Raw genomic sequence first — 14874 nt, 5'->3', positions numbered from 1 at the left:
AAACACAATGAATTATCGCCATTCCTTCCATGCGGGCAACAGCGCCGATGTGGTCAAGCACAGCCTGTTGATCGCCCTGATACGGGCCTTGCAGCACAAGCCGGGCGCGCTCACGCTGATCGACACCCATGCCGGTTGTGGCCTGTACGACCTTGGCGGCGATGCCGCTCAACGCACCGGCGAGGCGACGCAGGGCGTGCTGCGGGCCTTTGCCGACCAAAACCCCTTGCTGGACGACTATCGCGCCGCCGTGCGGGCGGTGAATGTGAGGGACGAGCCGCAGCTTTACCCCGGCTCGCCGCGGTTTCTGGCACAGCTTTTGCGCCCGCAGGATGTCCTGATCCTCAACGAGAAGCACCCGGAAGACGCTTACACCCTGCGTGGCGTGATGCGCGGGACGAGCGCTGCCGTGCATGAACGCGACGCCTACGAATTGTGGCTGGCAATGGTGCCGCCCCGCACCGCGCGCGGCGTGGTGGTGGTCGACCCGCCCTATGAGCAGACGGACGAACGCGCCCGCATCACCGCCACCCTCGCCGCCGCGCAGCGCAAATGGGCGCATGGCGTGACGGTAATCTGGTTTCCGCTGAAAGACTACGCCACGCATGCGCGGTGGAAGGCGCAGTTGCGCAAGCTCGGCATCCCGAAATTTCTGTGCGTGGAGCATTGGCTATATGATAGCGAGCAACCCGGCATCTATAACGGTGCGGGCCTCTTCATCGTCAATCCGCCCTACGCTTTCACGCAGGCATTACCGCCCATGTTGGAGGCCTTTCGCGCGGCGTTGGCACCCGAAGGGCATCGGGGCGAGATTCTCGCCGATTGGTTGAGCGACTAGGATAAGCCGAAACCCACTCTTCCCCCAGAGCGAGCGTTGCTGCGCTCCAGATTGCAGGCAGCCTGGATCAGGCTGATCGCTGAAACACGAAGTTCGCCGATCATATCGCCAAAGCCGCAGCCCGCAGGCATAAGGAGGCGGCAGAGATGATGCGCCTCCAACAGCCCACCCCTTTCCTGAAATTGTGCTGCGCACAACCTTGCTTCGTTGAGCATTCCGACACCTCATCCGCTCTGCATTCCGCTAATGGAGCCGGCATGGGTGCTGCCGCGATCGCCAAGACCATGGGGATCGGTCGGGCATCGGTCTATCCGGCACTGGCTGACTGATCGGTATCCTCCGGGACCCCGTCTTCACCGCCGACGGTCGTTACCAGCATCAGGCCGGGATCATCTCGCCCGATCGTCGACCCGACATCGTCAGGCCACATCGTCATCCGCCGACCATCACCGCCCATGCTCTGGGCGACCGTCAGCGACATCATGGAGATCAGCATATGGCATCACGTTCGAAGCCGAAGGCAACGTCGGCCACCCATGCTGCTGCCCATGATCAGGGGGAGAGCGTCGCCGGGATCATCGAACATATCGATGGTGACGCCGGGGACGATGGCGAGGAAATGATGGCCGAGGACGCTGGTTCGCCGCAGCCCTCCAGAACCACCCGACAGACCCGCGCCACCCGCTCCACCTGCCTCGCATCGCCTTGATCTCCATCGTGACGCTCGATCCTCCGGCGTGATGATATCCCGCGCGATCACAGCAGTGACGATCGGTGGAGACGGTTCGAACCCGGTGCGGAAGTCGAACTACTGCTCCACTTCAACGCTACAACCTGCTACGTTCACCCCTCAAAAAGGCACGCAATATCAGCATGTTTGACGCGAAGAACGGCTTCCCTCCCTCTCCGCCACGACTTTCCTAAGTGATTGTCGTTACTCAACTTTATAAAATAGCGTCGCTTTTACCATCCGGGTTCTACAAAACGGTCAATTCTCGTAGGAAATATCCGTCAAAAGCCCTGTATTATATTACATATAAGCATAATGGCCATCGGAAGGGGAAAAATGTTCAGAGTTTTTGCTAGACTACGGAGTCTACCAGAGACACTTATGTTCCGGTTTTACCCCCAACTTTCTCAATTTCAGCTCGACCGTGCAACCTATAATGCACGACAGCAGATGGATTGTCACCCAGCACTTCGCATTCTCGTCGACAATACTATCCTCGATTTGGCAATCACGCACGAGTCTCGATGGATAACCACTGGCGCTGTTGATTGGGGCGGACAAGTGAGACACACCGGCTACCAAGCCCGAGTTCCAGTCTACAGCCGGAAAAATCTAACGGAAAATACCGCAATGTCACTTTCCTAACAGGCATAGCGCACCTCGCTCGCCTCGGTGCGCTTGAACTTTGCCAATCGGCCGAACTGGATGACGAGCTGTTTCGTCAGCCTGTTGGCCGCTACAAGGGCTATGGTTATTTCGACTATTCGCTCTTCTCTGGTATCAATATCAGAAGTGTGGACGGTTCCGCATTCACCACATTGGGACCATCGTGGATGAATCTGCCCTCACCTGAACAGCAACAGCGGACTCGTTTGGCTCAATCTGACGATCAACTATTTCATGATCTTTACGCCCTGCTACGCGAGCAGCTTGGTAAGAAATGCGATCAAGATGCGTTGCATATCCGCACAGCAGAACGGCATGGCGCTCTTTGCTTTCTCACCACTGACCGTCCGCTCTTGCTTACATGCAAAAGCCTATCAAAAAAGGAACCCCTTCGTTCGCTCAAGGCAAAATAATGGGCCCCATAGACCTCGGGAATCATCTCTCGATCAAGCCGGTCCCACCACATCTATTGAGCTACAACGACGCGAGTTGGTTTGTCCGAATAGGCCATACCATGCCGGAGCGGCGACGGCGCAAGCGAGGTGAATATGGATGATCGAATTTATAAGATTTGAGGGTCGTATCGCGGCAGAATGGCAATAGCTGCCGCCAAGACATCAATCGGCCAATCCCCGTAAGCCTCCCCAACGCTACGTGGCGCGTGCCCCTGTATGGCATCTCGAACTTCCGGATCGATCCCAGCACGACGAGCGATCGTCTTGAACAAATGTCGCCACCCATGGTTTGGCTGAACGTGGGTATCATCAACGCCGAGGTCGCGCACCCACATAGCCAAGCGCTCGCCTACCTTTTTGTAATGGGCGTTGCCAGCAGACCCGCCTCGACCACGCGCGGGGTCATAGAAGATCGGTCCGTCGCAATCTGGACACCTCGAATAACCGGGTGATTTTGGTCTGATGGCGTAGGAAGGGGCACGCGGCGCTGATGAAAGGCGGCGTTTCGGCTGCATTGGCGGCGTGATCGCGGTATCGGCCGAGTTCGGGACGCCAATTCCATGTCATGCAGGCGTAGTTCTGCCCTCGAGCCATGCAAGGCGCTGGAAGTTATAGACCAGGTTGGCCATGCCGATCTTGATCCTGGCACGAGCGATGCCGATGGTACGGATGACGAGGCTTATGCGGTGTTTCTGTCCGGCAAAGACATGCTCAACGGCGGCGCGTACCTTTGAGCGCCTTGCATTGGCTCTGGCTATCCGTTCAGGCAGCGGCCGCCTAGGCAAGCGCTTCTGGTGGATATTGCTGGTGAACATGCCCCTCGCGAGGAATGCCTCGTTCTTCTTCGATCGATAGGCGGTATCGGCCCAAACGCCCGAGGCGGTGTTCTCCTTGCTGATCAGATCGGGCAGTCGCGCCCCATCATGGGCATTGGCGGCGCTCGCATCCCAGGTGCGGATCAGGCCGTGAGTCCGATCTATGCCGATATGATTTTTATAGCCGAACATCGGAATGGCCAGATCGACCGGTTTTGTCGCCCTGGGATCGGCGCCTTCCTGGGCCTTGGCCTTGGTATATTTGATCGACCAGCGCGCATCGCGGTCTTTCTGCCGAACCCTGGCCGGCGTCCAGTCCTTGGGGATGCGGCCTTCCTTGATCGCCGTTTTCTCCTCCTGGGTGTTGCGCTGCTTGGGCGCGGGCACGACGGTGGCATCAATGATCTGACCGCCCATGGCCAGATATCCCCGGTCCTTGAGCGCGGCATCGAAGCGCGCGAATAGCCGGTCGATCGCCTTGGCCTTCACAAGCCGTTCGCGGAACAGCCAAACCGTGGTGGCATCGGGCACGGTGCCTTCCAGCCCCACGCCCAGGAAACGCTGGAACGATAGCCGGTCCTTGATCTGGAACTCGGTCGCTTCGTCGGACAGCGAATACAACGCCTGTAGAACCAGGATCTTGAACATCAGCACTGGATCGAACGGCGGTCGTCCGCCCTTGTTACGAGGGCCGCGTCGCAGCGCGGCCACCAGCGGTCCCCGGAATAGCTCGAAGTCCACCACGGCCGACAACCGTTCCAGGGGATCGCCCGCCGCGCTCAGCACCTCGTATCGGTCCGAAAGATCAAAGAAACCCGGCTGTACTGCCATCTCTGCCTCCGCTGTCGCGTACCGGCAGTGAATCACCTCAAGCCGTCAGACGCCACCGGTTTTTCGAGGTGTCCAGCTTTCTCCCATCGGCATCGTTCGCGCCGGGATCAAGATCGGCATGGTCAATCTGGCCTATAATTTCCAGCGCCTCGCAAACTGCGTCTGCATGACACGAAAACCGGACCCAGCGATCGGCCTTGCCCGCCCGCCGAGGCCTCCTCCTGCGTCCATCAGGACATAATCCGACGGTTCTTCGAATCCGCCAGCTGGCATATGATTGATATCTCACCGTCTGCCAATTTTAGGTGCATTCGGCATTGACTACAATTCCCACGTCCACTTAGTCATAGCGACGAAAAATGTTCCAGCACGCGCCAGGTCCCTGTATGTGTCTCTTGATTTGAACCTCATAGAATAAGAGAGCGTCAGAGGTGTAACGCGCTTGGACGCGGCCATTTGGATAAATTGCAGGAATGAATATGCTGAGCCCAGAAAATCAATATAGCCGTAAGAGCAGTGATGTTCAGGAACAATCTTACGATGCTCTGACCGCGATGCAGGCCGACCATGCGCGGGTCGTTGATAATCTTGCAAAGGCAGAAATCGAGCTCTTACGCATTTCCAGATTGTGGAGCGAGGCAGAAGCAAAAAATATTAATTTGCAGAATAATATATCTAATCTGGAATCCAAGGTTAGAAATATTGAAGATTCTTCAAAACCAATCTACAGCATTAATGATGAAATAAAAATATTGCAGAAAAAATTAGACGATCGACATCATGAGATCGCTTCATTGACAAAACTTCTTAAGTTTTCTCAGCATCAGACAGATGAAGAACAAAAAAAATATGAATGGATGCGCGAAATAGCCATGTTTCTAATTAAAATTCCGCGCTGGTGGAGTGTGCTGCCAAAGAAAGAAATGGATAAAAAGAAAAATGAATCACTTTTAAACTCAGGATTGTTCGATTCAGAATATTATATTAACAAATATCCTGATGTGGGGTCATCGAACATTAATCCATTGAAACATTATATATTTCATGGAATAAATGAAAATAGATCAATACGTCCTTAATTAATATTTTTCTAAAAAATGGATAAGTATCTATATCATGAGTAATGACCTAGAAAATTCCACGTTCGATGCAAAATGGTACGCATCAGAATATCCTGATGTTGCTCTGACGGGAATGGACCCCCTTGATCATTACAGATGGATAGGTCAAAAAATCGGTAGAAAACCCAGGCCTTCCGGCAATATTTCTTCGTCGGTACAAAATGGTGCTTTTCCATCAGAAAAAACTATTTCCACAGATGTGGATCGCAATGATGGCGCGCCGACCACGCTTCCAATGCCAGTTGCGACAGGCAATCGCCTGTCGCAATTTTGTGCGATAGAGCAAGATCCATCCGCAGCCGCACCTGGCCTCAGCCCGCTCATGCTGCACATCTGGAATTCACGACCAGATCTTCAGGCGGCCTTCGATTGTGCGAACGCGGCCGGCCGCGCGGCTTTTTTAAATTGGTTCAATGACAGTTTCAGTCGGGAATATGGCCTGACGCTGGAAGATCGGGCGCTACCTGCCGGCACCTTGCGGGACGATGGCGTGAATTTGATTGGCTATGCACATGCACCTACGGGACGGGGGGAGGATGTCCGTATGGTCGCACATTCTCTGGCAGCCAATGATGTGCCTTTTACCTTGCTCGATGTTCCTATGGCGGCGGACCAAAAGGATATGAGTGTCGCCCATTGGATTTCCGACAGCCAGCCATATCGAACGAATATTTTCCATGTCAATGCCGACATGTTCCCGATCGAAGCCCTGAAATATGGCAAGGGCCATCATAATATCGGTTACTGGGCATGGGAGCTTGCGGATTGCCCTCCTGCCTTTGACGATGCGTTGCAACTGGTCGATGAAGTCTGGGGCATTTCCAATTTTGTTTCCAACGCATTTCGCCGCCGGTCCAGTGTGCCGGTGCACACCATTCCACTAGCTGTCGAGGTTCCGCATTTGCTGGAAGCGGACCGCAGCAAGGCCCGTTTTGGACTAGCGGACAATCCTTTCACCTTCCTGTTCACCTTTGACGCATTTTCCTATTTGGATCGGAAAAACCCGATCGATGTCGTTCGTGCTTTCAAGCGTGCTTTTCCTAATGGTGATGAAAATGCCCGCCTGGTGCTGAAAACGCACAATGTGGAAAAAGTAGTCCAATCACCACACGCCGCCTTTCTCTGGAAAGAGCTGGTCAATGAAATTGGCAATTCTCCTTATATCCATATTCTGGACCGCACACTTCATCGCCATGAAGTTTTTGCGCTTACAGCTTCTTGCGATGCCTTTGTTTCCTTGCATCGGTCTGAAGGTTTCGGGCGAAATCTGACGGAAGCCATGCTCTATGGTCGCCCTGTGATATCGACGGGATATTCAGGATCAAATGAATTTATCAACGACGATACCGCTATCCCTATTCAATATTCTCTCACCCCGGTGGGCGAGGGCACTTATCCCCACGGGGATGGTCAATTTTGGGCACAGCCGGATGTAGACCACGCCGCCTGGGCGATGCGTCGCGTGAAAGAAGATAGCGACTGGCGTGAACGTATTGCGCGGTCGGGTCAGAAATTTGTGTCTGAGAATTTCAATAAGAAACTCATCGGTCACAAAATAGAACGGCGTATTGAAGCGCTGCACCGGACCACAAAATTTGTTGGCTATAGCCCTAGCCCGTCCCGGAATGCAATTAACAGCTTCGACGCCGAAATTCTTTCTCATGTTGGCGAAAAGAAGACGGTATTGTTTACCGTTGTTTCCCAGAATTATATGGCTTTTGCACTAACTGTCCTTCAATCCGTTCGCGAACAGCACCCTGAATTTGCGTTGTTCATTTGCCTGGTCGACGAAGGCAATGGTCTTGATATCGAAGAAAAGGATGACTTCAAAATCGTCCGAGTTAAAGATATCGATTTACCAAATTTTCTCGACATGCGTATTCGCTACGATGTTATGGAGTTGAATACTGCGGTCAAGCCTTTCTTTATAGATTGGATTTACAATAAAACAGATGTTGAAAAGGTTATATATTTCGATCCAGATCTATTTTTGTATAATAGGATTGAACATGTTATTAATCCTCTCGATGCAGGGGCCTCAGCTGTATTAACGCCGCATGTAAATAATCCTATTGAAGATGATGGGTTTTCCCCCACAGATCATACGATCATGCAATCAGGCGTCTTCAACTTGGGGTTCATCGCCACGCGGCGATGTGATGAGACATTGCGCTTCATTCGCTGGTGGGCAAAGCAGTTGGAAACGGCATCCATATCCGATGTCAGCAACAACCTGTTCACCGATCAGCGCTGGTGTGATTTTGCGCCATGTTTCTTGCAGAATCTGAAGGTTCTTCATCATGAAGGGCATAATGTTGCCTATTGGAATCTGGATCAACGTTCAGTCCAGCGTGATGAATCTGGAAACGTAACCGTCAATGGTGTCCCGTTGGTATTTTTCCATTTCAGTGGGTTCCATCCTCGTCGGCTTGAGCAAGTGTCTAAGCATCAGACGCGCTTCACCTGGGGCAAACTGTCCGAAACCACACGCGAGTTGATGCAGGCTTATGGGGACAGGTTGCTGGCCAACGGATTTGAAACTGCTACCAATAGTCCCTATTCCTATGACGATATCGAAGGATTGAAAATTCGACCTGTAATGCGGCAAATTTACCGCGCAGCCTATCCCCAGCCTCATATTTTCAGGTCTTCAGTGGAAGGGCGCGATTGCTTGATCGAATTGTGCCTGGCATCCGTCGCCCCCCCCCCAGCAGATGAAGGTCAACCATTCAGCGAACTGGCAATGCAGATTTATCGAATTCGCCCTGACGTGCAGGCAGCCTTTCCGATCTCCTCACCGCAAGGTGCTGCTGGCTTCCGGGGCTGGCTTAACCACAGCATCAAGGGCGAATATGGCATTGATATGGAAGCTCTGCTAGCAATCCATCAGAAGGCATTGGCTTGAATTCCAGCCATTCCCTAATACCCACCGTGACGAGGTGGGCCTAGATTGGCACTCTAATATGCGCGTCGTTGTGCATGGGGCGGAACAGAGTAGCGCATTTAAATCCTGCCTGCTTGCCCCCCCCTGGGTGCCGTTGGTTTGTAAAATTAGAAAGGTAACATCATGCTAGAAACTCAATACTATCCTCCACATATTGTGAAAAAATTCGAAGTGGATCAGATTAAGGACGCAATTTCTTATTTTAACGAAAATGGTTATGTCGTTTTCAGGAATTCATTCGATGTAAATGAAGGAGAGAGTTTTTGGAGTGATGTAGAGAACGCTCTTAATAACGGCACTCCCCTTAAGTTCTCGCATTATGGTAAAATTTATACCAATCCGGATGTGCCTTTGGAAGGTTTTAAAATCCCTCGAATTATTGATGCGGAAACGCATATCGAAAGTGCTCGTCGGATGATGTTGCATCCGATCGTCAGGAATTTCTTGCGCGAACTTTATGATGGTCAGGAGCCAACCTGCCTGCAGACGCTGACCTATAAATATTCCAGCGAACAAGGCGCGCATTCAGACAAATCGCTCGTCGCCCCGCCATATGCATCGTCCTATGATCGCGAAAGTCTGACGGCATCCTGGTTTGCGATTGAAGCATCGGACGAACGCAATGGAGCCCTGATTATTTATCCAGGTTCTCATCGTCTGGAAAAGCGTCCGATCCATGACGGCTTTGGTGACGACTATGGCGCATTCGTCAAACATTGCATTGACGTATGCTTGGAAGCTGGCTGCAAGCCTATTTCTTTCCGCGCAGAACCTGGCGACGTACTTTTCTGGCATGGTGATTTCGTACATGCTGGCGGCCCCATTCTGGCTCCTCATAATCAGCCTACGCGGCGTAGCCTAGTGTGCCATTATGCCGCCATTCCCGAAGGCAAAGGCAGCGATGACCCAAGCTGGGAACGTGTTCCCTTCGATGGTGCGACTTATTTTCGCGCTTGCGCCTGACAGGCACTCACCAAATAGGCTGGGGATCAGATATGCGTCAAATTAGTGCACGTAATGCCGTTCGCAACATGCGAAGTTTGGGCGAATATGCGCAATGGTCATTTGGCGGTCCGGAAGCAGATGCTCAGGGATATGAGAATGCCACGGGCGACATGGCCGCCAATCGGGTCTATCGTGAATTTTTACCGAAGATTAAGCCAAAATTCCTTCTCGGCGAAAATCCATCTATATTCACCAGTGGATCCTGTTTCGCGCGCGAGATCGAGCATGCTCTGCATGTTCTGGGGAAATCGGTCCTGAGCTGGTCGCCCAATGAAACCTCGCTGGATCCCGGATCATTCAACCGTTACAATACTTTTTCCGTAATCAACGATTTTCGATTGGCCCATGAAGGCGGTTATGATGAAAATCTGATTTGGGAAACACCTGTTGGCTGGGTCGATTATTCCGCAAATGGGATTCAATCTTCTCGCGAAAAACTGATTGAAACACGTCAGTCGTCGATCGAAGTGCATAAGCGGTTGGCACAAGCTGATGTATTTGTCCTTACTCTTGGACTTATCGAAGCATGGTATGATCTCAAAACAGAAACATATCTAAACTTCACACCTAGTGAAGTTTTGGCAGGAAACTTAAGCCGTTTCGAATGTCGTGTTACAGATTACGAAGAAAACGTAGCGGCGGCAAAATATCTTATCGATTATTTGAGAAGAAATTTCAATAATGATTTGAAGGTCATTATAACTGTTAGCCCAGTTCCTCTCGGTGTATCTTTTACTGGGGAAGATATATCTCAATCAAATACTCTGTCTAAGTCAACTCTTCGTGCGGTTGCTCAGAAGATCGCAGATGAAGATGATATGGTTGACTATTTTCCTTCTTATGAAATAGTAACTTTGTCAGACCCGCACAAAACTTGGCTTCCAGATTATAGGCATGTCCGTAGGGAAGCGGTGTCTCGTATCATGGCTACATTCATAGAGCATTATTTGAATTAGAGCGGTTTTCGACCGTTCTGAATCGGCATGGGATTCCTTTCCGGCGCAATTTTTGATTTCAGAATCCGTGCTGGTGAAGGAGGCCGGCATGGATGGCTCTTTCGATAGATTTGCGCACTCGGCTTTTGGCAGCGGTGGATAGTGGATCGAGTTGCCGTGCTGCGGCGGACCGGTTCGGTGTAGCACGGCAACGGCTGTCCGCTGCCGGACACAGCAGTGCGAGATGGGGGGGGGCATTGCCCCATAGCTGGACACCTCGAATAACCGGGTGATTTTGGTCTGATGGCGTAGGAAGGGGCACGCGGCGCTGATGAAAGGCGGCGTTTCGGCTGCATTGGCGGCGTGATCGCGGTATCGGCCGAGTTCGGGACGCCAATTCCATGTCATGCAGGCGTAGTTCTGCCCTCGAGCCATGCAAGGCGCTGGAAGTTATAGACCAGGTTGGCCATGCCGATCTTGATCCTGGCACGAGCGATGCCGATGGTACGGATGACGAGGCTTATGCGGTGTTTCTGTCCGGCAAAGACATGCTCAACGGCGGCGCGTACCTTTGAGCGCCTTGCATTGGCTCTGGCTATCCGTTCAGGCAGCGGCCGCCTAGGCAAGCGCTTCTGGTGGATATTGCTGGTGAACATGCCCCTCGCGAGGAATGCCTCGTTCTTCTTCGATCGATAGGCGGTATCGGCCCAAACGCCCGAGGCGGTGTTCTCCTTGCTGATCAGATCGGGCAGTCGCGCCCCATCATGGGCATTGGCGGCGCTCGCATCCCAGGTGCGGATCAGGCCGTGAGTCCGATCTATGCCGATATGATTTTTATAGCCGAACATCGGAATGGCCAGATCGACCGGTTTTGTCGCCCTGGGATCGGCGCCTTCCTGGGCCTTGGCCTTGGTATATTTGATCGACCAGCGCGCATCGCGGTCTTTCTGCCGAACCCTGGCCGGCGTCCAGTCCTTGGGGATGCGGCCTTCCTTGATCGCCGTTTTCTCCTCCTGGGTGTTGCGCTGCTTGGGCGCGGGCACGACGGTGGCATCAATGATCTGACCGCCCATGGCCAGATATCCCCGGTCCTTGAGCGCGGCATCGAAGCGCGCGAATAGCCGGTCGATCGCCTTGGCCTTCACAAGCCGTTCGCGGAACAGCCAAACCGTGGTGGCATCGGGCACGGTGCCTTCCAGCCCCACGCCCAGGAAACGCTGGAACGATAGCCGGTCCTTGATCTGGAACTCGGTCGCTTCGTCGGACAGCGAATACAACGCCTGTAGAACCAGGATCTTGAACATCAGCACTGGATCGAACGGCGGTCGTCCGCCCTTGTTACGAGGGCCGCGTCGCAGCGCGGCCACCAGCGGTCCCCGGAATAGCTCGAAGTCCACCACGGCCGACAACCGTTCCAGGGGATCGCCCGCCGCGCTCAGCACCTCGTATCGGTCCGAAAGATCAAAGAAACCCGGCTGTACTGCCATCTCTGCCTCCGCTGTCGCGTACCGGCAGTGAATCACCTCAAGCCGTCAGACGCCACCGGTTTTTCGAGGTGTCCAGCTTTCTCCCATCGGCATCGTTCGCGCCGGGATCAAGATCGGCATGGTCAATCTGGCCTATAATTTCCAGCGCCTCGCAAACTGGACACCTCGAATAACCGGGTGATTTTGGTCTGATGGCGTAGGAAGGGGCACGCGGCGCTGATGAAAGGCGGCGTTTCGGCTGCATTGGCGGCGTGATCGCGGTATCGGCCGAGTTCGGGACGCCAATTCCATGTCATGCAGGCGCAGTTCTGCCCTCGAGCCATGCAAGGCGCTGGAAGTTATAGACCAGGTTGGCCATGCCGATCTTGATCCTGGCACGAGCGATGCCGATGGTACGGACGACGAGGCCCATGCGGTGTTTCTGTCCGGCAAAGACATGCTCAACGGCGGCGCGTACCTTTGAGCGCCTTGCATTGGCTCTGGCTATCCGTTCAGGCAGCGGCCGCCTAGGCAAGCGCTTCTGGTGGATATTGCTGGTGAACATGCCCCTCGCGAGGAATGCCTCGTTCTTCTTAGATCGATAGGCGGTATCGGCCCAAACGCCCGAGGCGGTGTTCTCCTTGCTGATCAGATCGGGCAGTCGCGCCCCATCATGGGCATTGGCGGCGCTCGCATCCCAGGTGCGGATCAGGCCGTGAGTCCGATCGATGCCGATATGATTTTTATAGCCGAACATCGGAATGGCCAGATCGACCGGTTTTGTCGCCCTGGGATCGGCGCCTTCCTGGGCCTTGGCCTTGGTATATTTGATCGACCAGCGCGCATCGCGGTCTTTCTGCCGAACCCTGGCCGGCGTCCAGTCCTTGGGGATGCGGCCTTCCTTGATCGCCGTTTTCTCCTCCTGGGTGTTGCGCTGCTTGGGCGCGGGCACGACGGTGGCATCAATGATCTGACCGCCCATGGCCAGATATCCCCGGTCCTTGAGCGCGGCATCGAAGCGCGCGAATAGCCGGTCGATCGCCTTGGCCTTCACAAGCCGTTCGCGGAACAGCCAAACCGTGGTGGCATCGGGCACGGTGCCTTCCAGCCCCACGCCCAGGAAACGCTGGAACGATAGCCGGTCCTTGATCTGGAACTCGGTCGCCTCGTCGGACAGCGAATACAACGCCTGTAGAACCAGGATCTTGAACATCAGCACTGGATCGAACGGCGGTCGTCCGCCCTTGTTACGAGGGCCGCGTCGCAGCGCGGCCACCAGCGGTCCCCGGAATAGCTCGAAGTCCACCACGGCCGACAACCGTTCCAGGGGATCGCCCGCCGCGCTCAGCGCCTCGTATCGGTCCGAAAGATCAAAGAAACCCGGCTGTACTGCCATCTCTGCCTCCGCTGTCGCGTACCGGCAGTGAATCACCTCAAGCCGTCAGACGCCACCGGTTTTTCGAGGTGTCCAACTGCGTCTGCATGACACGAAAACCGGACCCAGCGATCGGCCTTGCCCGCCCGCCGAGGCCTCCTCCTGCGTCCATCAGGACATAATCCGACGGTTCTTCGAATCCGCCAGCTCTCGACCTCCGAACATGCGTCATCAACCGCATTTTGTAGCACCCGGACGGTGAAAAGCGACGCTATTTCAGAAAGTTGAGTAACGACAATCACTTAGGAAAGTCGTGGCGGAGAGGGAGGGATTCGAACCCTCGGTACCCTCACGGGCACGCCGCATTTCGAGTGCGGTGCATTCGACCACTCTGCCACCTCTCCGCAGAAGACCGGAAGCATTGAACCGCAAGGGAAAATGCCGCACCGATCGGGTCGAGGGGCGGCCATTAGCGAATGATTCCATCCTTGCCAAGCACCCTTTTCGGTATTTTTCTTGTCTCCCTGCGCGGGCACCCTAAATTGGTCATATGAAAGTCACGATTCAGAATATCGGTACCGGCATCACCGCCCCGCCGGTCGTCCATGCCCGCTTCAGCATCGGCGATGTCCTCAAGCATCGCAGCTTCGGCTTTCGCGGCGTGGTGTTCGACATCGACCCGGTCTTCGCCAACAGCGAGGAATGGTATGAATCGATCCCCGAACATGCCCGGCCCGACAAGCAGCAGCCCTTCTACCACCTGCTCGCCGAAAATGGCGAGAACAGCTATGTCGCCTATGTCAGCCAGCAGAATCTGGTGGCCGACGATAGCGAGGAGCCGGTCGATCACCCGGCGATCACCGGCCTGTTCGGCGATTATGCGGATGGCAAATATCAGCTGCGCCCGCGCCATCGGCACTGAGCCGCACTGGCGGGCGGCGCTGGGCCTTGCCCTGCTGCTCGCCGCGACCGGGCCGTTGCAGGCTGCCCCGCTGCCGGCGCCGGACAAGGTCGCGGTTCCCAATGCCGACCCGACCTTCCCCTTCTCCAACGAGATCGCCGCCTTTGCGAAGGCCGAAGCGGCCGGCCCGCCGGTCGCCGACGCCACGCTGTTCCTGGGCAGTTCCAGCATCCGCCTGTGGGACATCAAGGGCAGCTTCACCGATATCGGCACGGTCAATCGCGGCTTTGGCGGCGCGACCACGCCCGACGTGCTCCATTATTACAAGCTGCTGCTGCCCAAGGCCAAGCCGCGCTCGATCATCGTCTATGTCGGCGAGAATGACCTGGCCGCCGGCGCCACGCCGGACAAGGTCGCTACTGACGTGCTGACCCTGCTCCGCCAGCTTCGCGCCGACTATCCCAGGGCGCATATCGCCTATCTCTCGCTCAAGCCCAGCCCGATCCGCTGGACGCTCTGGCCCCAGATGGCAGCGGTCAACATGACCGTTTCGGCGAGCAGCAAGGCGATGAAGTTCGATTATCTCGATGTCGGCCGCCCCTTGCTCGCCACTGACGGCCTGCCCGATGCATCGCTGTTCCGTGCCGATGGTTTGCATATGAATCCGCGCGGTTACGAGCGCTGGACCAGGCTGGTCGACGCCTATCTGGACCATGCCGTGCTGGCGGATGCGGGCGCCGGCCGCGATTCCTGACCGTCCTGCCGGCCAGTTTAAGATTGATCCAAGCGCCA

The 14874-nt window shown here is 54.8% G+C and carries 13 protein-coding genes and 1 tRNA gene; 9 read left to right on the top strand and 5 right to left on the bottom strand.

From position 1 onward, the window contains the following. Positions 1-7: 7 nt before the first annotated feature. Positions 8-838, top strand: coding sequence for a 23S rRNA (adenine(2030)-N(6))-methyltransferase RlmJ (locus ACI6S0_RS22550; RefSeq protein ID WP_434404411.1), 831 nt, complete (start codon positions 8-10; stop codon positions 836-838). 307 nt (positions 839-1145) lie between these two features. Here the strand turns inward: ACI6S0_RS22550 and ACI6S0_RS22545 are convergent, their stop codons facing one another. After that, positions 1146-1334, bottom strand: coding sequence for a hypothetical protein (locus tag ACI6S0_RS22545; protein WP_434404410.1), 189 nt, complete (start codon positions 1332-1334; stop codon positions 1146-1148). On the opposite strand from ACI6S0_RS22545, the gene ACI6S0_RS22540 reads away from it, so the two are divergent. Beyond that, positions 1335-1547: a hypothetical protein gene (locus tag ACI6S0_RS22540; protein WP_434404409.1), complete on the top strand. Its 213-nt coding sequence runs from the start codon at positions 1335-1337 to the stop codon at positions 1545-1547. It begins immediately after the preceding gene. Positions 1548-2116: 569 nt separating this feature from the next. Further along, on the top strand, positions 2117-2647 hold the full coding sequence (locus ACI6S0_RS22535; RefSeq protein ID WP_434404408.1) for a hypothetical protein: 531 nt from the start codon (positions 2117-2119) through the stop codon (positions 2645-2647). 605 nt (positions 2648-3252) lie between these two features. Here the strand turns inward: ACI6S0_RS22535 and ACI6S0_RS22530 are convergent. Further along, positions 3253-4335: an IS5 family transposase gene (locus ACI6S0_RS22530; protein ID WP_434403967.1), complete on the bottom strand. Its 1083-nt coding sequence runs from the start codon at positions 4333-4335 to the stop codon at positions 3253-3255. 479 nt (positions 4336-4814) lie between these two features. Here ACI6S0_RS22530 and ACI6S0_RS22525 point away from each other — a divergent pair, with 479 nt between their 5' ends. From ACI6S0_RS22525 to ACI6S0_RS22510, 4 genes are all read left to right on the top strand, one after another. Further along, positions 4815-5414 carry a hypothetical protein gene (locus tag ACI6S0_RS22525; protein WP_434404407.1) on the top strand — a complete coding sequence of 200 codons (600 nt, stop codon included), beginning with the start codon at positions 4815-4817 and terminating at the stop codon, positions 5412-5414. A gap of 37 nt (positions 5415-5451) precedes the next feature. Next, complete coding sequence (locus ACI6S0_RS22520) at positions 5452-8361, top strand: glycosyltransferase family 4 protein (protein WP_434404406.1); 2910 nt, start codon at positions 5452-5454, stop codon at positions 8359-8361. A gap of 162 nt (positions 8362-8523) precedes the next feature. Beyond that, on the top strand, positions 8524-9363 hold the full coding sequence (locus ACI6S0_RS22515) for a phytanoyl-CoA dioxygenase family protein (protein WP_434404405.1): 840 nt from the start codon (positions 8524-8526) through the stop codon (positions 9361-9363). 32 nt (positions 9364-9395) lie between these two features. Beyond that, complete coding sequence (locus tag ACI6S0_RS22510; RefSeq protein ID WP_434404404.1) at positions 9396-10361, top strand: GSCFA domain-containing protein; 966 nt, start codon at positions 9396-9398, stop codon at positions 10359-10361. Between the two features lie 383 nt (positions 10362-10744). Here the strand turns inward: ACI6S0_RS22510 and ACI6S0_RS22505 are convergent, their stop codons facing one another. The 3 genes from ACI6S0_RS22505 to ACI6S0_RS22495 form a co-directional block, all read right to left on the bottom strand. After that, positions 10745-11827 carry an IS5 family transposase gene (locus tag ACI6S0_RS22505; protein WP_434403967.1) on the bottom strand — a complete coding sequence of 361 codons (1083 nt, stop codon included), beginning with the start codon at positions 11825-11827 and terminating at the stop codon, positions 10745-10747. Positions 11828-12119: 292 nt separating this feature from the next. Then, the gene (locus tag ACI6S0_RS22500) at positions 12120-13202 is read right to left on the bottom strand and encodes an IS5 family transposase (protein WP_017501924.1); all 1083 of its coding nucleotides are present in this window, start codon (positions 13200-13202) and stop codon (positions 12120-12122) included. A gap of 293 nt (positions 13203-13495) precedes the next feature. Then, positions 13496-13585 (bottom strand) — tRNA-Ser (locus ACI6S0_RS22495). Positions 13586-13731: 146 nt separating this feature from the next. On the opposite strand from ACI6S0_RS22495, the gene hspQ reads away from it, so the two are divergent. After that, on the top strand, positions 13732-14103 hold the full coding sequence (gene hspQ, locus ACI6S0_RS22490) for a heat shock protein HspQ (RefSeq protein ID WP_004210078.1): 372 nt from the start codon (positions 13732-13734) through the stop codon (positions 14101-14103). Next, positions 14060-14836, top strand: coding sequence for a GDSL-type esterase/lipase family protein (locus tag ACI6S0_RS22485; protein WP_434404402.1), 777 nt, complete (start codon positions 14060-14062; stop codon positions 14834-14836). Before hspQ ends, ACI6S0_RS22485 begins: the two co-directional genes overlap by 44 nt. The last annotated feature ends 38 nt before the right edge of the window (positions 14837-14874 follow it).

Source organism: Sphingobium sp. DN12, assembly GCF_051058005.1.
Taxonomy (GTDB): domain Bacteria; phylum Pseudomonadota; class Alphaproteobacteria; order Sphingomonadales; family Sphingomonadaceae; genus Sphingobium; species Sphingobium yanoikuyae.
This window is presented reverse-complemented; position numbering and strand designations above follow the sequence as displayed.

Coding starts and splice junctions, on each gene's coding strand:
- ACI6S0_RS22550 (WP_434404411.1), top strand. CDS start 8: ATGAATTATCGCCATTCCTTCCATGCGGGCAACAGCGCCGATGTGGTC.
- ACI6S0_RS22545 (WP_434404410.1), bottom strand. CDS start 1,334: ATGCTGATCTCCATGATGTCGCTGACGGTCGCCCAGAGCATGGGCGGT.
- ACI6S0_RS22540 (WP_434404409.1), top strand. CDS start 1,335: ATGGCATCACGTTCGAAGCCGAAGGCAACGTCGGCCACCCATGCTGCT.
- ACI6S0_RS22530 (WP_434403967.1), bottom strand. CDS start 4,335: ATGGCAGTACAGCCGGGTTTCTTTGATCTTTCGGACCGATACGAGGTG.
- ACI6S0_RS22525 (WP_434404407.1), top strand. CDS start 4,815: ATGCTGAGCCCAGAAAATCAATATAGCCGTAAGAGCAGTGATGTTCAG.
- ACI6S0_RS22520 (WP_434404406.1), top strand. CDS start 5,452: ATGAGTAATGACCTAGAAAATTCCACGTTCGATGCAAAATGGTACGCA.
- ACI6S0_RS22515 (WP_434404405.1), top strand. CDS start 8,524: ATGCTAGAAACTCAATACTATCCTCCACATATTGTGAAAAAATTCGAA.
- ACI6S0_RS22510 (WP_434404404.1), top strand. CDS start 9,396: ATGCGTCAAATTAGTGCACGTAATGCCGTTCGCAACATGCGAAGTTTG.
- ACI6S0_RS22505 (WP_434403967.1), bottom strand. CDS start 11,827: ATGGCAGTACAGCCGGGTTTCTTTGATCTTTCGGACCGATACGAGGTG.
- ACI6S0_RS22500 (WP_017501924.1), bottom strand. CDS start 13,202: ATGGCAGTACAGCCGGGTTTCTTTGATCTTTCGGACCGATACGAGGCG.
- hspQ (WP_004210078.1), top strand. CDS start 13,732: ATGAAAGTCACGATTCAGAATATCGGTACCGGCATCACCGCCCCGCCG.
- ACI6S0_RS22485 (WP_434404402.1), top strand. CDS start 14,060: ATGCGGATGGCAAATATCAGCTGCGCCCGCGCCATCGGCACTGAGCCG.